We start from the raw sequence: 23,972 nt of genomic DNA on the forward strand, positions 1-23,972 counted from the left end.
GATAATAGAATAATTATGGAAAAAATTATAGGAAGTTGCTGTGCAGCTACAGCTTTGCTGGCTCTTGTTTCATCATGTACAGAGGAACAGAAAAGGCCTAACATTATTTGTATAGTATGCGAAGATATTAGTCCGATGGTTGGATGTTTCGGCGATAAAGTGGCTGTAACTCCAAATTTGGATGAGTTTTCAAAAAGTGCAATTAGGTTTACAAATGTACATTCCAATATCGGTGTAAGTTCTCCTAGCCGTTATGCGCTCATTACCGGCCGTTATCCGATGGCCGACGGAGCAAATTATATGCGGACTTTAGGTAGCCCTGACCAAAAGCCGGAGGGAGTACAACCATATAGTGTGATTGTAAACCCTGATGTGAAATGTTATACAGAGTATTTGCGAAAGGCAGGCTATTATTGCACAAATAATGCAAAGACAGATTATCAGTTCACCACCCCGGCTACAGCATGGGATGAGTGTGGAACGGATGCACATTGGAAGAACAGACCGGAAGGTATGCCATTTTTTTCAATCTTTAATATAGAGGTTACACACGAAAGTAGAGTATGGCGAAGAACGAACGAGAAACTTTCCGTAAATCCGTCCGATATCGTTGTTCCGCCATATTATCCTGATAATGATATAGTACGTCACGATATGGCAGTTGCGTATTCCAATATCACAGAGATGGATAAAATGTTCAAGAAGCTGGTTGATGAACTTAAAGAGGCTAATGTGTATGACAATACAATAATCATCTGGTATTCAGATAATGGTGGTCCACTGCCACATCATAAAAGGGAAATATATGATAGAGGTACCAATGTTCCTTTCATGATAAGTTTTCCGGATGGATATAAGGCGGGAACAGTTTCAGATCGCCTTGTCGGATTTGTTGATATACCTGCTACAATATTATCTTTAGCCGAAATAAAAGCTCCCGACTATATGCATGGAGTACCTTTTCTGGGTAAATATGCTTCGAAAGAAAAAAGACAATATGTATATGGAGGAAGAGACAGGTTGGATGAATGTATTGATAAGCAAGGATATATCCGTGATAAAAGATACCGGTATGTCAGAAACTATTATCCTGGAACTCCTGTGTATCTTGATGTGAAATTCCGTCTTAGTATGCCAATGATGAATAATATTCTTGAATTGAATAGGGACTCGCGCCTGGATAGTATTCAAGCCTCATTCTTTGATAACAAACGTCTTGGAGAGGAATTGTATGATCTTGAAAAAGATCCTTATGAATTGAATAATATTGTAAATGACAAGTCCTATAGCAGTGTATTGGAACGGCTGAGGAAAGATTATGACAGTTGGATTGAAACGTATGTTCCAGACTGGTTCATTCCCGAAAAGGATAATATTAAAAGAATCTTGCCTGACGGAAAACAGCCGTTTGCAGCAGCTCCAGAATTTTCTATGAAAGATGGATTGGTTACTATATGTTCCCAAACGGAGGGTGCTTCTATCAATTATAGAATAGTTGAAGAGAATGGCAATAAAGGCAGGTGGATGATATACTCATCGCCTGTTCAGTTGAAAAATAATGAGAATATAGAGGCGGTAAGTGCACGTATTGGTTATAAAAACAGTAAGATCGTAGCTTTTAAGTAATAAAACCTTTTAAAAGTTTGTTTTGATTAATATGAAGATATCATTTCTGATAGTATTGCTGTTTGTTTCAATTTCTAATATGTTCCCTAAATCTGAGATTTCTGTAGTCAAACAGAATTTTCAGGAAATTTATCTGGATGATGTCACCGGCTCTCCGCTTATGCGAGAGCTGGTACAACATCAGCCGGGATTTATTATATCCGACCGTGTGGTTATGGAACTTCAGCAGCGTGTACCTTTCGACAGAGATCGCATTGAAAGATACATAAAGAATCTTAGTAAAGACGGTTCATGGGCAGATATAAATTATAATGACACCAAACGTTCCGGTTGGGACCCTCGTTTGCATCCGGAAAGAATACTGGAGATGGTAAAAGCCTTTATGAGTCCTGGTGTGGAATATTATAAATCGCCTGCTCTTGAAAAGACCATTCACAGTGCTATGGACTATTGGTTCAAGGCAGGATTGAAGTGCTCTAACTGGTATTATAATGAGATAGGTGTACCACGTACCTTAGGTACTGCGTTTATACTTTTTGACGAATATCTTACGGCTGACGAACGAGTCAATGCCGTGAGGATTATGGAAAACTCCAAATTTGGAATGACCGGACAGAATAAAGTATGGCTTGCCGGCAATGTAATGATGAGGGCTGTTTTGCAGAATGATTTAAATCTTGTGAAACAGGCACGTGATATTATAGTGTCAGAGATAACTAAAGGAGGGCTTGAAGGAATAAAAGACGACTGGAGTTTCCACCAGCACGGACCACAACAGCAGTTTGGCAATTATGGTTTGGCATACATCTATACCATGAGTCTTTTCTCCGGTATTTTTGCCGATACTTCACTTGCCTTTTCAAATGAGCAACTCCGGATACTTTCAACTCTGCTTACAGAAGGCTATCAGTGGATTATATGGAACGGAAAGATGGATATCAGCGCCTTGGGCAGGCAGCTCTTTTCTTCCGCACCGCTTCACAAGGCTCTGAGTCTGGCATTTGCGGCAAACAGTCTTTCCGGTGATGTTTCTTCCATTCTTATGTCCAATTGTTTTTCAGACGATAATTCATTTGTTGGTCATAAACATTTCTGGCAGTCGGATTATACAGTTTCGCGTCGTCATGACTGGATGGCGACACTTAAAATGTCATCGCAAAGGGTGATAGGAGTGGAGTCTCTAAATGGTGACAATATGCGTGGGTACTATATGGCAGATGGTGCCCTTTATGTTTATAAAGACTCTTCGGAATATTATGATATATTCCCGTTGTGGGATTGGAGGCGCTTGCCCGGTGTGACTGCATATCTTGACGATAATTCTCCAATGCCACAGCCGGACAAGAAAGATAAATACACTAACAGAACAAATTTTGTGGGAGGGTTGTCTGATGGTAAAAACGGTATAAGTGCTATGCTGTTGCGTAAGGACGGACTGAGTGCCGATAAATTCTGGTTCTTTGCCGATTCTGCAATAGTCTGTTTCGGAACGGGAATAGAGTCTGATTCCACCCTACAGGTTGTTACATCTATAGAGCAATGTTGGGAAAAAGGAAAAGTACAAGTGTATCGTGGGGCTGAGCCGATATCATTCAAAGAAGGGGCAGAATATGACATGAATGATTTGAAGATTCTTCATAATGGTTTAGGTTACCTTTTCTTTCAGAATGAAGGAAAATGTATTATTGATGCAGCCAAAGTAAAGGGAAACTGGCATGACATAATGCAGATGTATCCTGAAGAAACAGTTTCCGGCAACGTTTTTTCTATTTATCTTAATCATGGCAAATGTCCCGAAAACGTATCATATTCTTATATGATAATACCGGGTGCCGATTCGGACTTGTTGAGAAACTTCAATCGTGACGCATATTGTATATTGAGTAACGACCGTAACATTCAGTCTGTTATACATAATGATGTATGTTGGGCTGCAGTCAAGAATCCTTCTACACTCGATTTATCAGTTTCGGTTTCTGTTAATTTCCTGACTGCAGGACTTTACCGTATTGAAATTCATAATGGCAAGGTCTATTCTGTAATGTATTCCGACCCTACACAACAGCTTGATACTGTTTCTTTTCTTATAAATAATAGGAAGTTCACGTCACAGTTACCAATAGGTGTGATGAAAGGAACTGTTGTTCATGTTTCATTAGCAAATAAAAAATAATAATATTACTAATTATAACGATTTTGATATGAAAAAAATGATTATTACTGCTATTATGTTTATAGCGGCGGTTGCTACAGTCTCAGTTTATGCAGATTCACAAAATAAAGAAAAAATGAAGAAAACCAGAAGTGAGACATTTATCCATGAAAATAAAGTAGAATGGGAAAACATAGGTGACGGGGTTAAGCGTCAGATTCTCGGATATGATGGTCAGGTAATGATGGTTAAGATAAAGGCTGAGAAAAAAGGTCCTGTAGGTGTAGAACATGCACACTACCATTCGCAAGCAACATTCGTGTCAAGCGGTAAGTTTGAGTTTACCATCGGTGATGAAAAGAAAATAGTTTCTGCAGGCGATGGTATGTATATGGAACCCGATGTTCGTCATAGTTGTATTTGTATTGAACCAGGGGTAATTGTAGATTGCTTTTCGCCTTCAAGAGAAGATTTTCTGAAAAATAGGTAAAATGTGTGTGAACACATAATGGTAAGGCAATTTTATTAAGAACGTATCAATGGTGTGAATGCTTAATTAATTCTGAGCAATTTTTGTTATATTGCACGATATTTACATTATAAATCCCGAATGTTTATATAATGTATTATAGCTTAATTCCTCAATTTGTATTGAAAAATAAAAAACAATTTGCAATAAGTTTATGGAAGCAATAGAATTATTAAAAGAAAGACGAAGTGTAAGAAAGTACAAGAATGAAACAGTATCAAGGGAACTTATGACTGAAATAGTCAAATTGAGTCAGTTTGCTCCTTCATGGTCTAATTATCAGATCGCACGCTACAATATTATAGACAATAAATCCCTAATAGAGAAAATTACTGACAATTGCGTTCTGGGCTTCATATATAATATAAAGACTCTGAAAAGAGCAAATGGGGTTGTAGTACTCAGCTATGTTGTAGGTGAGAGTGGCTCATTGAAGGGTAAAGTAGAAGGAATAGATGATGAGGATGAAGATAAATCAAATTGGGAGTGCTTTGATGCCGGATTGGCATGCCAGCAATTTTGTTTGTCGACCTATGCTAAAGGTGTTGCTACATGTATTCTTGGGGTGATTGATAATGATTCTATAGCAAAAATAATCGGGTTGCCGGAGAATGAAAAAGTTGCTGCACTTATAGTATATGGATATGAGGATGGTGAACATCACTCTGCACCACTACGCAAGCCTACGGATGAGATTATTAGATTTATAGATTAAGTATTATTGGGATTTGGTTTGTAGTAAGATAACAATTGTCCATAATGAATTGAATGACCAAAACATTTTGTAAATTTGATTTCGGTTTCTGTCAAGCTATGTTTGATAGGAACCGTTTTTTAATAATATTGTAAATTTGTTGAATTAAAATGTTAGTATTAAAAAAACGTTCAATTATTGAAGCGTTTGATTAAAAATTACTTACCTTTGTAAACCTATATATGTAATTATGTTGATTGTGAAAAATACATTGACCTTTTTGTTCCTTTTAATTCTTTCGTTAAGTTTGCATGCAGAGAAGTTGCGTTACAAGTTTGAACAGGTGACTCCTGTCTCTGGAATATCATTTACAGGAGTAACATGTGTCCATGAAGATAAAAATGGTTTTATTTGGGCTGGTGGTGAGACAGGACTTTTCTTCTATGATGGAATGAACTTCAAACATTATCAGCAGGAGGAAATATATGATTCAGGTCTTCCTTATAATCAGATTTTTGATATCGCTGTGGATAGTAACAATGTCCTTTGGGTTGGAACATCAAATGGACTTGTCTATTTTGATCCGATTGATGATGAGTTTCGTAATATTGATTTGTTTGATGGTAAGCGGGTAGATAAATTTGTACAATTTTCTGAAAACAAGTATATTGTCTTAGTAAATAAGAAATTATGTATCTATGATAGTAAGTCAGCAACTATTAACTTTTTAAAGAATCAGCCTGAAAATATTTCAACTTTTCACTTGTTTTCGGATTGTAATATTCTCGTTGGTACAGAGGAAGGTGAAGTCGGTTATGTTGATTTATCTGATTCAATACAATTTAAACATATATATAGAAATCATGAAGATAAAATAACAGCTATTTGTCGCGATAATGAATGGTTGTATTTAGGATATGAAAATAGTGGGATAGAAGTAATAAATACAGCTGGAAATCTGATGCATTCGTATAATATAGATGCACAAGAAGGAAATTTGAGAATACCTAGCAATAATGTCAGAGCTATAGTTAAAAGAGATAATGGTGAAATTTGGATTGGTACATACGACGGCTTGGCTATATTGTCTGGAGATGATGTGTCGGTTTTTAATAATGTAAACAGTAGTTTGCCTTCAAGTAGTATTTATGATATATTTATTGATTCTAAAAATAATATATGGTTAGGGACATGGTCTGGTGGACTGGCAAGATATTCTCCTGAATCTTATCGTTTTGGTGGTGAAATATATTATTTAAACAATAAGACGAAAGTTGGAGTAGTAACATCTTTTGTTTCATCCAAATATATGAAATGTATATGGGTTGGTACAGAAAATAATGGCTTGTATCTTTATGATTATTCTTCATCGGATTTTATTAAACGGATTTATCCTGTTCCTTTTCATATAAAGACTTTACTGAGACATGAAAATAAAATTCTTATAGGAGCTGTTGAGGGGGTATGGGAATTTGATGAATATTCTGGAAATATGGCAAAAATAAATATTAGGTCCTTTGCTAACATATCTCCTATAGTATCTAGTATGCTGATTAAGAATGACATTCTTTATATAGCTACAAGAAGTTGCGGTATATTGGAATATAATCTTAAGACTAATGAGGAGGTACTATATTCTACCGTAAATAATACTCTAAATTATGATGCTGTCTGGCAATTATATGTAGATAACCAAAATAATGTTTATGCTTGTACTAATAGGGGATTCGTTGTAAAAAAAGGAAATAGTAAAATTTTTGAAGAAGTAGATATTGCCGGTAATATTGGGAAAGTACTTTTCTATTGTGTTATTCCGTTAAATTATGAAGAACTATTATTAGGGTCTCGTAATAAAGGCATTTTTGTTTATAATATTCCGTCTGGAAAATTAAAACCATTTACGGTTAAAACGCAAATGGATGGAGTAGATGTTTATTCTTTGATGTCGTTGGGGAAGAGTGGAGTTTGGGCTTCTACTAATAAAGGAATTATTGATATTTGTAAAGAAGGAGAAAATATCTATAGATATGATGAGGCGGATGGAGTAATAGGATGTCAATTTCACCCTCTTTCTAGTTGTTTGCTTGAAGATGGTACAGCTTTTTGGGGATCTACTGTTGGATTTAACTATATAAATATAAACAGTATAAGGGTTAATTCGTTAAAGCCGCAGGTTTTTCCGGTTAGTATAAAGATTAATAATCATTTATTGTCTACTTTGGATGAAGTAAAAGTCAATTCAAATTATGTTCCAGATATAAGGGAAATGGAAATGCCTTATTATCTTAATTCGTTATCTTTCTGTGTTTCTACCAATAATTTGCTTAATTCTGTGAAGAATAAATTGAAATATAGATTGGAAGGTTATCAGGATGAGTGGACTACTATACAACAGTCTGAAAATATTATTTTTACTCAGGTTCCTCCGGGGAAATATACACTTTGTGTATATGGGGCAAATAATGACATGGTTTGGGGAGATAAGGAACTGAGAATAAAAATTTTTATACATCCGCCATTCTATGCAACAGGTTATGCTTATTTGGTTTATTTTATACTTACAGTTGTACTCTTATATTTTATATATAGGAATATAAAATTTAGAGTTAGAGCACTACAGGAAATTTCTTCAGAGCGGAATCAAAGCCGTATTAATAAAGCTATAGCAGAGGAAAGGACTAAATTCTTTATGAATATATCGCATGAACTTAGAACTCCTTTGAACCTTATTGTAGCGCCGATGAAGATACTCCGTGAGAAGCATTTTGACAAGGAAACTATGTTTCATCTTGATGTAATTTACAGAAATACAGAAAGATTAAGACATCTTACAGAGCAGATTCTTGATTTCCGGCTTCTGGAAATGGATAAAATGAAGGCAAATAAGAAGAATACAGACTTGGTTCCTTTGTGTAAGGATATTATAAGTGAGTTTGATTATTTCGTCAAAAAGAAGAATGTCAATCTTAATTTTTCTTCCGACTCATTGATGAGGTATGTAAATTGTGATTCTCGTATGATAGAAAAGGTGATATATAATTTATTGTCAAATGCATTTAAATATACAGGCAATGATCCTGAAATAACACTTGATCTTAAAAAAGTAAAACTTTCGGAAGACAGTTATAAAGGAATGTTCTATGTGGGAAACAGATTTTATGGTTTAGCTTTGCAAATTTCTGTTTCAGATAATGGCGATGGTATTGAGAGTGATAAATTTGAAGCAATATTTGAACGATTTAATACATATCATAACGAGAATCAGGATGGAAGTGGTATTGGTCTTCATTTGTGTAAGGAATATGTTGCTTTGCATGACGGTAATATAATGCTTCGTTCAGAAAAAGGAATAGGAAGTTCATTTATAGTTTGTCTGCCTTTGATTACAGATGAAAATCAGCAGGAATCGTCTGCTCCTATATTGATTTCTCAAAAGCAGACGGATGTGGATAACATAGTGCCTGATAATGGAGAAATACCAGTTGAAGTGAATTCTAATTCTAAAACAGTATTAATTATAGAGGATAATGATGAAGTAGTTTTTTATCTCAAGAAATCTCTTTCTGCTAGATACAGATGTCTAATAGCCAAAAACGGTAAGGCTGGTTTTGAAATGGCGACAAGTGTTATTCCAGATATTATAGTAATGGATTACATGATGCCTTTAATGGATGGAACTGAATGTACAAAATCAATTAGGGAGAATAGTAAAACAAGAAATATTCCAATTATTGTTCTTTCTGGTGCTGCAGATATTGAGAGTCAGAGAAGAATTATAAATGCTGGTGCTGATATTTTCCTCACAAAACCTGTAGATGAAGACTTGTTGATGGAGCATATTTCAAAATTATTGGCAAAGGCTGCAAAACTTAATGATATAATTTATGATGCGGTACCGCAGTCATTTATGGATAAACTTGATTTTTATATATCTAGAAATATCAAGGATCCTGATTTTGATGTTGAGGCGTTGGCTGCATGTCTGCATCTGAGCAGGAGTTCACTCTTCCGAAGGATAAAAGCAGAAACTGGGTATAATATTTCTGAGTATTTAAGGGAAAAACGTCTGCTAATGGCTATAGAACTTATAAATAGCGGACATACAAATGTTGAGGAATTATCATTGTCCTGCGGCTTCAATTCTTCTTCATATTTTTGTAAATGTTTTAAGACGAAATATGGAGTTCCGCCTAAGGAATATATAAAAAGTAGGAACTAAAAGGATATATCAAACTTATTGTGAAATGGGGCTCAAGATAGGGATATTCTGTAAATGTCCCTAGTAAATACAATGGCATATAAAGATGATAAAGTATAATCATTTTATATGCCATTTATTGTCATTTTCCCGTATTTTCTCATTGACTCTTATCGGTAGGACATGACGTTTCGGAAGAAGTCTGATGGCCTTTTCTAATTTTTCAGTAAAATCATATCATGCTGCTTTTACCGTTCTGTTTTTGACCTTGCCTATCATCAGTAGGGCATTAGCCGTATGATTCCAAAGAAAATCCACAGGATTTCCGTCTTCCTGTTCCGTACTTTTAGCCTTGAGAGTGAGTAATGTTGCTTTGAGTGCCAAAATTGCCTTCAAGTATGGTAGTTTTTTCTTGGGAGAGTTCACTCCTGAGAAACTTTTTCAAGGGTTTATCCCTGGCCGCCCTTCTCTTGCGTACAAAGGATGTGGAGATTTCATATTTTGTACAGAACTTTCTGTTGTCATTAATAGCATATATGGAATCGGTAGCTACGCATCTTACTCTCACATTCATGAGCTTTTGCTGCATACGGATACAGTCCTTAAGTTTTATACCCTCATTGAATTTCTTGAATGAGAGGTGTTCGGTGAACGATATGTCATCTATCTGTATGTTGTTGATCTTTGCATTGAACTCGACAGACTTTGTTTCTTTGCCTCTTGCAATAGGACGTATGTGTATGTAATGACGGTAAATGCTGACGATGTGACACTGATTTTCCGCCCATCAAACATTTCCTTTTCTTGTACAAGAATCTTTTTGATGATGGAAAGACGTTTGGGTAATCCAGGGTGTACTGGAGTAAGGTTCCGTACTCTCGATGAATTTCATCCCTCTGTATGAGGAACCTTTCAGGAAGTCTGGTTATACGATGCTTGAGCGTTCTTGTCCTTGAGGCCTTTCTTTTTCTTTTCTTGCAGTAGGACAGATAGGACTCCGCTTCATTTCTATATTTGCTGCGGGTACTTCTTATGCCATGCTTCCTACAATGTCTGTAGATATATCTATAGAGCCATTCAAGGCTTTCTCTGAGTAGTTTCATATCCATAGTAAAACGTATGTGGCTCTCATAGCATGTGGTATTGGGGGCGGTCTTGGGAATAGCTGTTGCGCCCGTCAAGAATCTTTCCTTGGATTCGTATTTCCTGAGCTGTTCGGGCCATGCCTTCCTCACGCGCCGGACCTTGGCCTTCACTTTCCGGTCCGCATCCGTTCCCTCCAGAGCTTCATGTATCTGTTCCAGCGCCCTTTCCACCTTCTCGGGGGTGATGTCCTGGTAAGTGACGGGAGCGGAGTCGCGCAGCTCCTGCTTGGTGACGGACTCGGCGTACCGCCATATCTCCTCAAGCTGTTCCGCAATTCTGGAGATGCGGGTGTGGATGGACTTGCCCCAGACGAACGTATAACGGTTGGCGTTCGCCTCCATCTTCGTCCCGTCGGTGCAGGCCACGTCCAGACTTACAAAGCCCTCCGCCACGAGGAACTTCACGATGGTAGCGAAGACGGTCTTGAGCACATCCTTCAGCCGGCTGCTGCGAAAACGGTTGATGGCGTTGTGGTCAGGCACCCTGGTACCGGTCAGCCACATGAAGCGGATGTCATTGCGGCAGAACTCCTCAATGCGGCGGCTGGAATAGATATTGCGCAGATAGGCATATACCAGAATCTGCAGCATCATGCGGGGATGGTAGGCCGGACAGCCTTTGACAGAATACTTGTGGTAAAGTTCTTCCAGGCTAATATTTTCAATGATACGGTGGATAACCTGGACCGCGTCGTTTTGGGGAGTAAAATCGCTTAAATACGGAGGTAAAAGCAGATTATCGTTGGAGGTATAGTTTTTAAACATTATATTTGGAATATATTACTTGATTCTCTAAGATACAAAAAAAATGTGGAGATGGGCAAGTCCTGACTGAGCGAAGTTTGGGCTTGCCTGATTTTTTTGCAGACACAAAAAAAGACCATCTCAAAGTTTATTTGGGCCTCATTTTTTTTGTATTGTTGTATCGGTTTGAATGATTTTTACATATATGCACTTATATTTTTATATTATGAACTTATATTGATGTTTTAGGAATCTATAACGATTTATATTTGCCTCAACAAAAGAATGTTGGTGAATGGAATGTAAAGATTAAAAATTAGGTTATAGTTTTTCTGGGATAAAAGATTGTTTACTATTTGGTGTTAGTTTTTGATTAGGTTATGGAGTTGAGTGATTAAGTAAATACCCATACTGTTATTGTCAGGTTTAATTATGTAAGAATTCTGAATGATGTAGGACAAACTGAAAGATAGTATTACATGTAAAAACACGTTCATAGTTTAGTTTATTTTTCTTGTAGAAAGAGGGTTTTTGTTTTTTTTATGTTATAATAAATGATTGGTGTATATAAACAATAAAATACCATTTAGAATGGAAAAAGAAGACAGGATTTAGCCACCTGTATTTTGTTATCCTTTTTAGTAATTAATTTAAATAATATGCCGGCTAACTTGTATTTTTTTATTGCGTTTATTGGCTATGGTTATAAAGCCCATAATTAATAATTAATTAAGTGTAATATTATGAAAAATATGTATTATAAATTTTTAAAGATTAAATTTATTTCTTTGTTAGTCTTTTTCTCTTGTGCTTCAATTACGCAAGTTCTTGCACAATCTAAAGACATAAAAGGTGTTGTTCTAGATGAAAATTCAGAGCCTCTAATTGGAGCTTCAATTTTAATTCAAGGAACAGGTAAGGGAGTTATCACAGATTTTGATGGAAATTTTATTTTAAAGGATGTAGAGTCTGATGCGAAATTAGTTGTATCTTATGTTGGATATAAAGATCAGGTAGTTAAAGTTGGAACACAGAATTATTTTAAAATTCTAATGAAATCTGATCAGGAAATGCTGGATGAAGTTGTAGTAATTGGTTATGGTTCTATGAAAAAAAGAGATGTAACAGGTGCTATAACTTCAGTAAATGCAAAAGCTATTGAAGAAAAACAGCCGCTTTCCGTTTTTGATGCTCTTCAAGGTGAAGCTCCAGGAGTATTGGTGATCAGTAATTCAGGTGCACCTGGTGAAGGTAGTACAGTTCGTGTTAGAGGTACATCTACTTTTGAAGCAGGCGTTAATCCATTATATGTGGTTGATGGAGTTCAGATGGATGATATTTCTGCAATTAATCCCAATGATATTGAATCAATGGAAATCTTAAAAGATGCTGCATCTGCAGCAATATATGGTTCTCAATCTGCAAATGGTGTAGTGATTATAACAACTAAAAAAGGTGAAAAAGGAAAACTTAAAGTAAGTGGTAGATATTCTCATAGTATTTCTACCATGGCACACACTATTCCTCAATCTAATGCGTATGAAGCTAATGTCTTTTATAATTTGGTAAATATGGGATTAAATAAAGGGCTAGAGCTTTATACTCCTTTTACTACTGATTCGAACAATCCAACCAAGAACTCTAATACTTTCTATCAGGATGAATTATCGAGAACAGCGCATACAAATCAGGTGGATTTCAGTGCAAGTTCTGCTAATGAGACTACTAGCTTCTATAATTCAATCAGTTATCTTGATCAGCAGGGTATTATTTTAAATTCTTGGTATAAACGTTTATCAGTCAAAAGTAATTTTGAATTTAAGCCTAGTGATAAATGGACATTTACAACTAATTTTGCTTATACGTATTCAAAAAGAAATATCGTAAATGAATCAGCAATGTTTTATCAAGGATTACGTCGTCCTGCACATTTCTCGATTTATTATCCGGATGGAAGTCATTTGTTCATAAATTCAGGTTATGCAAGCCCTGTAGCACAGGCTTTATTTAGAAAAAATGAACCTCAAACACAAAGTATATTATTTAATGAGACTGTTAAATATCATTTCAATAAATATTTTAATGCACAGGCTTCAGTTAATGGAAACTATGCTGTTACTCGTACGAAAAATTTCTCCCCATCATCACTTAGTTCCAGTGGCTTGTCGAGTGCTTCTGATGTAACGGCTATTAAGAGAAACTATACTGCTGAATTCTTGTTAAATTATAGTCGTGAGTTCCTGGAAAAACACAGCGTTAATGGTATTCTTGGAACTTCTGTTCAGGATTGGTATGATGAAAATCTGAAATTTGCAGGTAAGGGTCATATTACAGAGTCTGTACCTACCGTTAATGCATATGAAGCTTTGGATCTTGTAAATACAACAACTTCAGCGACTGCTCATTCAATGGCAAGTTTTTTTACCCGATTGTCATATAGTTATATGAGCCGTTATATGATGAATTTTACAATGAGAGCTGATGGATCATCCAGATTTATTAATAATCGTTGGGGGTATTTCCCGTCATTATCTTTGGGTTGGAGATTCTCTGATGAGAAATTTATGAAACCCCTCAAAAGAGTACTTGAAGATGGTAAACTTCGATTGAGTTACGGTATTACAGGTAATGAACGAGTAGGAAATTATGATTCTCAGATTGTTTATACGTTTGGAGGATATCTGTATGATGGTATGGCAGGAATCAGACCTTCCGATACTGTAGGTAATCCGGATTTGAAATGGGAAACTACAAAACAGTTTAATGCCGGTTTGGATTTGTCTTTCGGTAGATTCAAGGCTGTATTGGATTATTATTATAAATATACAGACGGATTGCTTTATGCAATGCTTCTTCCAACAGAATCTGGTTACAATAATATGAAAGCTAACTTTGGAGCTGTATCGAATAAAGGTTTTGAAATCACAGTTTCAGGTGATGTTGTTAGAGCAGCAGACTTCAAGTGGAATACTGCTGTGAATTTTTCAATAAATAAGAATACAATTGAAAAACTGGCAACAGAAGATTATATATCCGGAGGTGGATGGTTAGTAGCTGAGAATAATCCTATAGGACAATTGTATGGATATCAAGCTTTGGGAGTTTATGCATATGATGAATCCAATGCTTATACAGAGGACTTTAAAACAAGGCTTATCCCACAATTTGAACGTGATTCTTATGGTAATGTCATAATAAATTCCCAAGGAAAACCAACACTGATTGGTTATACATATCCAAATGGTGAGGTATTTGAAGGTACACCTGCCCAAATGAAGTATGGAAATACTGTTCTAAAAGGAGGAGATATAATATGGGAAGAACAAACTGTAGATGGGGTTATTGATGATAATGACAGAAAAGTTTTGGGGAACGGTATGCCTACCTGTTTCTTTTCATGGAACAATACATTTACCTGGAAGGATTTTTCATTGAATCTTAATTTCTATGGAAGTGCAGGAAACAAAAATTATAATGCTCTTAGTCAATATTTGAATGGTCAGGGATCAAATAATAATATTCCTTACCCATATAGAATACATAACGCTTGGGCATATCCAGGTGCTGTGACAGATATACCTGTATTTATAAAAACCAGAAGTACTTATAATCAGAATCTGGGTGGAGTCAATTCTTTGTATGTTGAGGATGCCAGCTTTATAAGACTGCAAACGTTAAGATTGTCTTATATGTTTAAGAAGAAAAACTTTAAATGGCTTCCCGTTTCAAATATGAATTTATGGGTGTATGCCAACAATTTGTTTACATGGACAAATTACAGCGGTTGGGACCCAGAAATTAGTGTGTCTAATGTTTTACAACCTGGTAATGATACAGGTAAGTTCCCTCGTTCCAGGGAATTTGGTATTGGATTAAATGTAAATTTCTAAATCAATAAGGTATGTATAAATATATTTTTTTATTATTACTGAGTGCATTTGTTTCATCTTGTGAGAACTTTTTAACAAAGGAAACGATAACAGATTTACCTGCCGATGGTTTCCCGTCTAATGAGAAAGATGCGGAAGGATTGATCACTGGTATGTATGATGCAATTCAGGATGCTTTGGAGACTAATTATTTTTATTGGGGTGAATATCGTTCTGATGCTATTGAGAGAAACAGAAATAATGGTGACTTAAATCTGTTTTATAATACATTGTCACCAACACATGCTACTTCAAATTGGAATAGTCTGTATAAAATTATTTTAAGTGCGAATGTGGCGATAAAATATATACCTGCATTAAATGATGGTGATGAAGCTAATAAATCAAGTATGTTGGCCGAAGCTTTAACGGCTCGTGCATGGATGTATTTTTATGCAGTAAGAGTTTGGGGAAGGGTACCCTTAATTACTGAACCATACGAGAACAAGGAAGGTCAGCAACTGTATTATCCTAGGGCAGATTTAGATTTGGTATATACGCAAATAGAAAATGATCTCAAACAAGCTGTCAATTTATTTGGTGTGACTGCACCGACTAGTTGTTACAGAATTTCCAGAGGTGTTGCCAGTGCAATATTAACAGACTTCTACATGTGGAAAAAAGATTATTCCAATGCTATTTTAGCTTCTGATTATTTTGCAAATACTTCTACAAATCCTTATGCGTATGCAAATTCTGATACATGGAAACAGATATTTATAAATCCTGCAAGTTCAAAAGAGAATATATTTGTTTTGTATTGGGATTATACAAGTGACGGTGAGCAGGGGATTGTTAAACAAATTGGTGGTGGACAACAAAGTAATGCCCAAGTAAAAATTTCGAGAACTGTCTGGAACAAATTTGTTAATCGTAAAGAATGGGATCCAAGATTTGCCTTGTCTTTAGATACATTGCATCTATATAATGGTGTTGGAACATTGGATGAAAATTCTTATGATATGATTAATGATAATATGGGAATTGCAGATGATTACTGTACGAAATGGCTTGAATTGGATCCTTTGACAGGTGAATATCCTAAGATAGTGGCTTCTGATGCAGATTATGAGATTCCATTCTACAGGTATTCAGGAATTATGTTGCTTAGAGCAGAAGCTTATGCTCGCCGTAATGAAGGAAATGATTTGAATGAAGCAATTTCAATAATAAACCAAATTCGTCAGCGTTTTTCAACTGAACATAACTTGACAGGAAGTGAAACTCAGACAGAGCTGATTGATATAATAGATGAGGAACGTTTGCTGGAATTATGGTGTGAAGGAACAAGATGGTTTGACCTCGCAAGACGTGGTGATTTAAAAGAAGTAATGGATCAGGTATTCATTAATGAAAGAGGTATTCCTGAAGGTTTTGGTGATGAGCAGTATATATTATGGCCAATTCATCAATCTGCTTTCTCTGCAAATCCAGAATTGGTTGGTGATCAGAACCCAGGTTATGTTGAAGGTTAAAATATAGTTGGAATATGAAAAAAAATAATTTATTATCCTTAGGTTTTTCTCTTATTCTTTTTTCTGGTTGTAATATGTTTGGACTGGAATTACAAGAAAATTATGATTATGATGATAGTGTTTTTGACTCTCATACAAATATGAGTGTTATGGATTATATGCGTACCCAACCTGATATGTATTCTGAAATGGTGGAGGCTATAGAATATGCAGGAATGGAATCTGAATATTCCAATCCAGAGAATACTTATTTTGTATTAACTAATAATGCATTCAATACATATTTTAAGAACAACAGATTACTAAATCCTGAATATCAGGAAGGAAGTGATGATCCTAAAATGGAAACTGTTATTCCGTCTTCAATAACCGATTATCCCCAAAGAGATGTCCAAGAATTTCTTAAATATCATATATTGATAGGAAATCACAATTGGGATAATTTAAATTCATCTACAAATGAGTGGATAAGAACTGCCTCATATGTTGAAAATTCGCCTGCAGATACTTGTCTGGTTCTAATGGGAGTGCAATATGCTGATGTCGCTGGTGGTGGTTGTAAAATTAATATAAACAAATGGGAAGGAGTTGAGCCTGATGTAGAAGGAACAAAGCCTTTACAGACTTCTGTGAGTCCATTGTATTCTTCATTGATATGTACTGATGGGCTTGTCCATGTTTTGGATACTTATTTGAAAGCTCCTAAGAAGGTGGTAGTTGATTTTTATAGTAGTTATCAAATAAAATAGTTGTTATGAAGTTTATTTATAGTTTATTAGCTTTCATATTGATTCTCACAAGTTGCAAAAATGAGGATTTTGTTAGAATTGATTCTTTGAGTCATTTGGGAGAAAGTTGTTTCCAGGGACAGAAGGTTCCTGTTTGGGTATCAGTGGAAACTGGTGATATGGCAAATACTGAATATGAATGGTCTTGTACAGGTGGTGAGTTTGAGGAAATACCAGGAGGTATAGGTAGTAAATTGTATCATACTATATGGATTGCCCCGATGGAAAAAGGTACTTATCAAATTAATTGCACTGTAAAATGTGGAGGCAAATCTGAAACTAGAACTGCAGAGATAAAGGTGGATAAATATTTGTTTTATGATTTTAATTATCTGAACCAGTATATGTATTTCACTAAAAGTAATGCAAGCCCGACAATTAATGCAAACTCGTTAGATTTGCTGCTTAAAGGAACAGCTAAAAATGCTTATGGTTATATATCTACATTTGTAGATGATACACCAGTCAAACCATCATTGACTTTGGAAGTGGATTTAAAGACAGGAAGTACCTATGGTAATCAGCAAGCTGCTACATACTTAAATTATGTTTTTGCCAGACCTGAAGTCGAAAACAAATTAGTAGATAAATATATCAGAAATTTAAGGATTGAAATATACCCAAGACTGAATGTGAATACTAATCAGAAAGATTTAATCCCAAGTGTGGTTTACGATGATATAACAAGATTGAAATCTTTAAAATGTAATGTTTTTGTATGGGGTGAAGTATATGATGCAAGATTTGATATGTCTGAATGGAAACTAATTAGTTCTGAATATATAGATGGATTGTATCTAAGTACTGATAAAATAAAGAAACACGTTGTATCAAATCTTGATGTTTTCAATAATACTTTGAGTTTTGCAGCCGATAATGATAATATCAATATTCCTTTGGATAATGTATTCTTAAATTCAGCAGAGAATGTTTCTGTTGATAACATAAATATTGGAGTATATCATACAAATTGCCAAATAGTGTTAGATAATTTGTCTATTGATTTGAATGATTAATATATTGATATTTCTTTGAATGAAACTACTCTTTACTTATTTGGAGAGAGTAGTTTCATTTTAATTATACAATAGATTTGAATCAATCGTAAAAGACGTTCAATTTGAACTTTTTTTTATATAAAGAACGAATGTTTTTATAGATTGAAATTATTGTATAAGTAAGAATTTGTTTCAAGTGGTAGTTTTGTATTCAGAAAACAAATTACATTAACTAAGAAATCATGGGTAAATTTTTAAATTCATTTTGTGGCTTTTTTGCTTGTGTATCTTGCTTTGGTGCTAATGAGACGAATGTAGTAAAAAAGCCCAATATCGTTTTTATCCTCGTTGATGACTTCAGATATGATGCGATGGGGTATTGTGGTAATAAAATTGTAAGCACTCCATCAATTGACAATCTGGCTTCGCAGGGTATTTTTTTCAGAAATGCTTTTTCTTCAACTCCTATTTCTTCTGCCAGTAGGGCAAGTATTCTTACTGGATTACATGAAAGGACACACAGATATTCTTTCCAAACCGGTCCGATAGATGACAAATTTTTGGAGAATGCATATCCTTTGAAATTAAAGGAGGCTGGATATCATACAGCTTTGTTTGGCAAACTAGGTGTAAATTGTACTGATGCAGAATCTTTGTTTGACGAGATAGAAGATTATGACAGAAATAATGCAATCAAAGAAGACGGTTATCATTATAAGACATTGAATAATGATACGGTTCATCTGACAAGATATACTGGTCAGAAAGGGTTGGATTATATAGAAAAGCAGGATGGGAAAAATCCATTCTTTCTGGCTCTTTGTTTTAGTGCACCACATGCGCACGATTCTGCTAAACAGCAATACTTCTGGGATGATGACCAGGAAGATTTATATAATGACGTGACAGTTCCAGATCCGATAATGAGTGAAGATGAATATTTTGAACGTCTTCCTGAGGCTGTTAAGAACGGTTTTAGCCGTCTGCGTTGGACATGGCGTTTCGATTCTCCTGAGAAATATCAGTTTATGATGAAAGGATATTATAAGATGATAGCAGGGGTGGATCAGGAAATAGCAAAGGTTAGAAAGATGCTTGAAAAGAAAGGTCTTGCTGATAATACTGTGATTGTTTTTATGGGTGATAACGGTTATTTCTTGGGGGAAAGACAGATAGCTGATAAATGGATGATGTACGATCTGTCTGTGAGAATACCTCTTATAATATATGATCCAAGAATAGATAAACATTCTGAAGTGGAACAACAGGTGATAAATGTTGATATACCTTCTACATTTGTTGACATTGCCGGTGGAGATATTCCTTCGCAGTGGCAAGGTAAGAGTCTGAAGGGATTGTTGAAAAACAAGAACTATAGAATGGAAAGGGATACAATCCTTATTGAACATTTGTGGGAAATGCCTAATATTCCGTCGTGTGAAGGTGTGAGAACTGATGATTGGAAGTATTTCAGATATGTAAATGATGAGCGTATAGAAGAACTTTATAATCTGAAAGATGACCCTAACGAGGAGTTTGACCTTTCGAAAGATAAGGAATATGCCAAGGTATTGGTAAACCTTAGAAACAAAACTGATGAACTTGCCCATAAATTCTCTGCTAATGGTTGGATTGCACCGGAAAATCTGTCGGCTAGATTTATGTCAAAAGATGAATATTTGTTGCTTAAATCTGATAAGTTAGTGTTCGGTTGGACATTACCATATTTCTCACAAGCGCAGAAGTCTTATCAGATTCTTGTTGCTTCAACGGCAGAGAATATTGAAAAGAATGTAGGTGATATGTGGAACAGCGGATGTGTGTTCACTAATAATTCATTAAATGTGGAATATAAAGGTAAGGCACTTGAAAAGGGAAAGACTTATTATTGGAGGGTTCGTTATTGGGATTATTTGAATAGAACAAGTCAGTATTCCGAATCACAGTCTTTTGTATATGGCGATAAATCTGTTTCAGATGTTCAAACGTCAGCAATGCCTAATACAGACATATTGATGATTTGGGGTATTTCGAATATTATTGATGGAGGACAGACTATAAAAATAGCTCCACAAATGGGTGATGTGAAAAAATCATTTGTTGTTTACCCTACATTGATGGGAGACATTAAAGCTGATTATATGATGGTAGGCAATAGAAGAAATTATACGATAACTGTCCCAGCTAACATGGGTGCTGAATTCGTAATACCACAGGGAGTGAAAGGTATAGTTCTTTTGAACGGTAAACCACAGTCGCTGAATTATGGCAAACTCCAGTTGAGTGCTGGCAAAAACTTAATTCAAATTCAAAATAATACATTTTAAACATGAGAAACTCATTATTATTACTAGCTTCGGGGTTGATACTTTCAACTTCTGCATTTGCTGTACAGCGTGATACAGAAGCTGATGCTTTAAGACACAAAAAACTTGAAAACACTCCAATCTATGGCGAACTTTATCAGTCGCTTGCTTTCGATGGAGGATGGAGCAGTGTATGTCCGGGCCAGGCTTTCCGTTTCAAAGGTCAGTTTGACAGAAATTATGCGGCATGGGTAGACTGTTTCGGCGATGTTATTGTGGGATATTATGACAACGCTACAGGCGAATCGTCTATGTATGCTGTTATTGACCATAAGAATGTACGTACAGACAATAGCATTGTTTCGCTTACATACGCTGGCGACGGAAGCCTGATATTGTATGTAGGTAAAACCGGTTCGAAGAAACTGTCTGTTTATGTTTCTGAAAAGGAAAATATCAACAAATGGGAAAAAACTACATTCAAGACTGACGTAAAAGTAGAGAAACTGTCGGCTTGCAATGCAGGAGCACAGAGTATGGTTGCCGTGCTTGGGAAGGGTAATGTGTCTGTATGGTCTAACCAAAAAGGATTGGTCAAGAAAGTATCTGAAATCAACGTAAAAGGAAATTCTGACTTGTTCAAAATCCAGTCATTCAATGAGAAGGTCTATTTGTCATTAAATAATGAGATGTATGTTTGCGAAGGGGAAATCAAGCTGGCAGCAGAACTTGGTGATGCTGTGGCTGTTTCCGACTTCGTTCCTACTGTAGATGGCTTTATGGCTGTAGGCAAATCGGACAAAGGTCTGACAATCTCAAAAATCAACAATGGCAAGGTAAAATCGTACAGCATCAAAACAGACAGTGTTTGCGGAAATCCTGTGATTGATATGGACGATGCGAAGAATATTTACTTCACTAAAACTGTAAATGGTATTTCTGAAGTCTATAAGGCTGTGAACAAGCGTGGCACAAGATGGACAGTAGAGGCTGTGACAGAAAACTCTCCATTCAACAACAGGGATGTGGTGGCAGTACAGAACTCTTCAAGTGAAATGCCTGTACAGTTTATGTGGAATCAAGAATCGTTGAAAGATGTGAAGGTAAATACACTGTCGTCTGTAAAGATGAATATTTTCCAGCCAAAAGTTACTGATATTACTTCGCCTGAACAGATTAAGGTGTTGATGAAAAAGGTTGCAGACTGGACATTGGGACGTTCTTATATCGACAAGCATAAGAACGACTGGCAGTGGGGGGCATTTTATACAGGACTTATGGCTGCACACGAAAGACTTCAGTCTCCTTTCTACTGGAACGAGATGATGAACCTCGGACAGTATTACGATTGGGCTTTATTGCCAGATCAATTACATGCAGACAGATTACTTGTATGCGACCTGTATCTGTATATGTACGAGCATTCGGGAAAGAAGCATGACTATATGGTCAAGCCTACAAAATATGCCATGGATCTTCATACTTCAAGAAAGGCGAAGATAGACCCACACTTTAAAGGCTCAGAATATAAGATGGAATGGTGGTCATGGGCAGACGCGCTTTATATGGCTCCAATCTCTTTCTATGAATATACAAGAGTTACAGGAGATAAAGCGGCTGCTGATTTTGCATATAAGCAGTGGAATGTGGTAGAAGATTATCTGTATTCAAAAGAAGACTCTTTGTTCTATCGTGATGACAGATATTTTACTGCCAAATCAACTAACGGCAAAAAAGTGTTCTGGGCTCGCGGTAACGGATGGGTACTCGGTTCAATGCCTCGTATAATGGATAGCTTGCCTAAGGATAGCGAATATCGCAAGCATTATGAAAAACTGTTCAAGGAAATGGTTGCAAAAATCAAGAATATTCAGATGCCTGAAGGGTTGTGGACTTGCAGTCTTTATGATCCTGAAGAATTGAACATAGGTGAATCGAGTGGTAGCGGATTCTTTGGTTATGCTTTGGCTTGGGGTATAAACAATGGTCTTCTTGATAAGGCGGAATATGAAGAGGCTTTGATGAAAGCATGGAAAGGTATGACAAACAACGTAACTGATTTTGGACGTCTTGGGTATGTTCAGCAGATTGCCGGTGACCCGTATCCGTTCTTCTATCACCAGTATCATACATACGCTTCGGGAGCATTCCTGCTTTTTGCTAATGAAATGATTAAGTACTTTGAAAATAAATAATATTATGGCACGATTTGCATTTAAAATGTTTTTAAAGCCTGGTTGTGAGGCTGAATATGAAAGAAGGCACAGAGAGATATGGCCTGAGATAGTGGAATTGTTGAAAGAAACAGGAGTAAGCAATTATTCAATTTTCTTTGATAAGGATACAAACCTGCTTTTTGCCGTTCAGGAACAAGGGGAGGTGTCTTCACAGGATCTCGGTGCTGAACCTATAATACAGAAATGGTGGGAATATATGGCTGATATAATGGAAACGAACCCGGATAATTCGCCGGTTTCTATTCCGTTGCAGGAAGTGTTCTACATGGCCTAAAAAAATATTAATAATTTACAGTTCAAAAAGTATGATTGTTTTCATGCTTTTAGAGTTACTAACTAAATAAAAAAATAAATATGGTAAATTTTTCACTAAAAGGTAAGGTTGCTCTTGTAACAGGAGCATCTTATGGTATCGGTTTTGCAATTGCAACTGGATTTGCACAGGCGGGTGCGGAAATTGTGTTCAATGACATCAAGCAAGAACTCGTTGACAAAGGTATAGCAGCATATAAAGAACTTGGTATTAACGCACATGGTTATGTGTGCGATGTAACAAATGAAGAGGCGGTAAATGCTCTTGTCGCTAAAGTTGAACAAGAAGTGGGTGTTATTGATATCCTGGTAAATAATGCTGGTATTATAAAACGTATTCCAATGCATGAGATGTCTGCAGCTGAGTTTCGTCAGGTAATTGATGTGGATTTGAATGCTCCTTTTATTGTATCTAAGGCTGTTATTCCTTCAATGATAAAGAAGGGTCACGGAAAGATTATCAACATCTGTTCTATGATGAGTGAGCTTGGTCGTGAAACAGTTTCTGCATATGCAGCAGCTAAAGGTGGTCTTAAGATGCTTACACGTAATATTGCTTCAGAATATGGAGAATATAATATTCAGTGTAATGGAATCGGTCCTGGTTACATTGCAACACCACAGACGGCTCCTTTACGTGAGAAACAGGCTGACGGTTCTCGCCATCCGTTCGATGCTTTCATAGTTGCAAAAACTCCTGCTGCGCGTTGGGGTACTCCTGAAGATTTAATGGGTCCTGCAGTCTTCCTTGCTTCAGAGGCATCAAACTTTGTAAACGGACATGTGCTTTATGTTGACGGTGGTATTTTGGCTTATATTGGTAAACAGCCTAAATAATC

General features: G+C 36.0%; 13 protein-coding genes and 2 pseudogenes. 13 read left to right on the forward strand and 2 right to left on the reverse strand.

The features are described 5' to 3' along the window. The first annotated feature begins 15 nt into the window (after window positions 1-15). From OIM59_RS02670 to OIM59_RS02690, 5 genes are all read left to right on the forward strand, one after another. Window positions 16-1,626 (forward strand): sulfatase, encoded by a 1,611-nt coding sequence (locus OIM59_RS02670; protein ID WP_303894812.1) that lies wholly within the window; start codon window positions 16-18, stop codon window positions 1,624-1,626. A gap of 31 nt (window positions 1,627-1,657) precedes the next feature. Next, the gene (locus OIM59_RS02675) at window positions 1,658-3,799 is read left to right on the forward strand and encodes a polysaccharide lyase 8 family protein (protein WP_303894815.1); all 2,142 of its coding nucleotides are present in this window, start codon (window positions 1,658-1,660) and stop codon (window positions 3,797-3,799) included. A 115-nt stretch (window positions 3,800-3,914) separates the two neighbouring features. Then, entirely contained in the window at window positions 3,915-4,268 is a 354-nt protein-coding gene (locus tag OIM59_RS02680; protein ID WP_303898150.1) for a cupin domain-containing protein, read from the forward strand. A 193-nt stretch (window positions 4,269-4,461) separates the two neighbouring features. Further along, on the forward strand, window positions 4,462-5,022 hold the full coding sequence (locus tag OIM59_RS02685; RefSeq protein ID WP_303894818.1) for a nitroreductase family protein: 561 nt from the start codon (window positions 4,462-4,464) through the stop codon (window positions 5,020-5,022). 238 nt (window positions 5,023-5,260) lie between these two features. After that, complete coding sequence (locus OIM59_RS02690) at window positions 5,261-9,220, forward strand: hybrid sensor histidine kinase/response regulator transcription factor (protein WP_303894819.1); 3,960 nt, start codon at window positions 5,261-5,263, stop codon at window positions 9,218-9,220. A gap of 216 nt (window positions 9,221-9,436) precedes the next feature. Here the strand turns inward: OIM59_RS02690 and OIM59_RS02695 are convergent. Both OIM59_RS02695 and OIM59_RS02700 read right to left on the reverse strand, forming a co-directional pair. After that, window positions 9,437-10,344, reverse strand: a pseudogene (locus OIM59_RS02695) (DDE transposase); the annotation flags it as partial. Window positions 10,345-10,764: 420 nt separating this feature from the next. Continuing rightward, window positions 10,765-11,109: pseudogene (locus tag OIM59_RS02700) on the reverse strand (transposase); the annotation flags it as partial. A gap of 722 nt (window positions 11,110-11,831) precedes the next feature. Between OIM59_RS02700 and OIM59_RS02705 the strand changes: the two are divergent. The 8 genes from OIM59_RS02705 to OIM59_RS02740 all read left to right on the forward strand — a co-directional run bounded on the left by OIM59_RS02705 (window position 11,832) and on the right by OIM59_RS02740 (window position 23,970). Next, window positions 11,832-14,978, forward strand: a complete 3,147-nt coding sequence (locus tag OIM59_RS02705; protein WP_303894822.1) for a TonB-dependent receptor — start codon at window positions 11,832-11,834, stop codon at window positions 14,976-14,978. An 11-nt stretch (window positions 14,979-14,989) separates the two neighbouring features. Further along, window positions 14,990-16,492: a RagB/SusD family nutrient uptake outer membrane protein gene (locus OIM59_RS02710; RefSeq protein WP_303894825.1), complete on the forward strand. Its 1,503-nt coding sequence runs from the start codon at window positions 14,990-14,992 to the stop codon at window positions 16,490-16,492. Window positions 16,493-16,506: 14 nt separating this feature from the next. Then, entirely contained in the window at window positions 16,507-17,241 is a 735-nt protein-coding gene (locus OIM59_RS02715; protein WP_303894829.1) for a fasciclin domain-containing protein, read from the forward strand. 5 nt (window positions 17,242-17,246) lie between these two features. Further along, complete coding sequence (locus OIM59_RS02720; RefSeq protein ID WP_303894832.1) at window positions 17,247-18,296, forward strand: hypothetical protein; 1,050 nt, start codon at window positions 17,247-17,249, stop codon at window positions 18,294-18,296. Window positions 18,297-18,520: 224 nt separating this feature from the next. Continuing rightward, on the forward strand, window positions 18,521-20,605 hold the full coding sequence (locus OIM59_RS02725) for a sulfatase-like hydrolase/transferase (RefSeq protein WP_303894835.1): 2,085 nt from the start codon (window positions 18,521-18,523) through the stop codon (window positions 20,603-20,605). Between the two features lie 2 nt (window positions 20,606-20,607). After that, complete coding sequence (locus OIM59_RS02730; protein WP_303894838.1) at window positions 20,608-22,779, forward strand: glycoside hydrolase family 105 protein; 2,172 nt, start codon at window positions 20,608-20,610, stop codon at window positions 22,777-22,779. A gap of 4 nt (window positions 22,780-22,783) precedes the next feature. After that, complete coding sequence (rhaM, locus tag OIM59_RS02735) at window positions 22,784-23,095, forward strand: L-rhamnose mutarotase (RefSeq protein WP_303898152.1); 312 nt, start codon at window positions 22,784-22,786, stop codon at window positions 23,093-23,095. Between the two features lie 80 nt (window positions 23,096-23,175). Beyond that, entirely contained in the window at window positions 23,176-23,970 is a 795-nt protein-coding gene (locus OIM59_RS02740) for a gluconate 5-dehydrogenase (RefSeq protein ID WP_303894841.1), read from the forward strand. The last annotated feature ends 2 nt before the right edge of the window (window positions 23,971-23,972 follow it).

Source organism: Bacteroides mediterraneensis, from assembly GCF_025993685.1.
In the GTDB taxonomy this organism is placed as follows: Bacteria; Bacteroidota; Bacteroidia; order Bacteroidales; family Bacteroidaceae; genus Phocaeicola; species Phocaeicola mediterraneensis_A.

Bases quoted from the DNA above. Each gene is read 5' to 3' on its own strand.
- OIM59_RS02740 (WP_303894841.1), top strand. From the start codon at position 23,176: ATGGTAAATTTTTCACTAAAAGGTAAGGTTGCTCTTGTAACAGGAGCA.
- OIM59_RS02715 (WP_303894829.1), top strand. From the start codon at position 16,507: ATGAAAAAAAATAATTTATTATCCTTAGGTTTTTCTCTTATTCTTTTT.
- OIM59_RS02685 (WP_303894818.1), top strand. From the start codon at position 4,462: ATGGAAGCAATAGAATTATTAAAAGAAAGACGAAGTGTAAGAAAGTAC.
- OIM59_RS02720 (WP_303894832.1), top strand. From the start codon at position 17,247: ATGAAGTTTATTTATAGTTTATTAGCTTTCATATTGATTCTCACAAGT.
- OIM59_RS02710 (WP_303894825.1), top strand. From the start codon at position 14,990: ATGTATAAATATATTTTTTTATTATTACTGAGTGCATTTGTTTCATCT.
- OIM59_RS02670 (WP_303894812.1), top strand. From the start codon at position 16: ATGGAAAAAATTATAGGAAGTTGCTGTGCAGCTACAGCTTTGCTGGCT.
- OIM59_RS02680 (WP_303898150.1), top strand. From the start codon at position 3,915: ATGAAGAAAACCAGAAGTGAGACATTTATCCATGAAAATAAAGTAGAA.
- OIM59_RS02675 (WP_303894815.1), top strand. From the start codon at position 1,658: ATGAAGATATCATTTCTGATAGTATTGCTGTTTGTTTCAATTTCTAAT.
- OIM59_RS02730 (WP_303894838.1), top strand. From the start codon at position 20,608: ATGAGAAACTCATTATTATTACTAGCTTCGGGGTTGATACTTTCAACT.
- OIM59_RS02705 (WP_303894822.1), top strand. From the start codon at position 11,832: ATGAAAAATATGTATTATAAATTTTTAAAGATTAAATTTATTTCTTTG.
- rhaM (WP_303898152.1), top strand. From the start codon at position 22,784: ATGGCACGATTTGCATTTAAAATGTTTTTAAAGCCTGGTTGTGAGGCT.
- OIM59_RS02725 (WP_303894835.1), top strand. From the start codon at position 18,521: ATGGGTAAATTTTTAAATTCATTTTGTGGCTTTTTTGCTTGTGTATCT.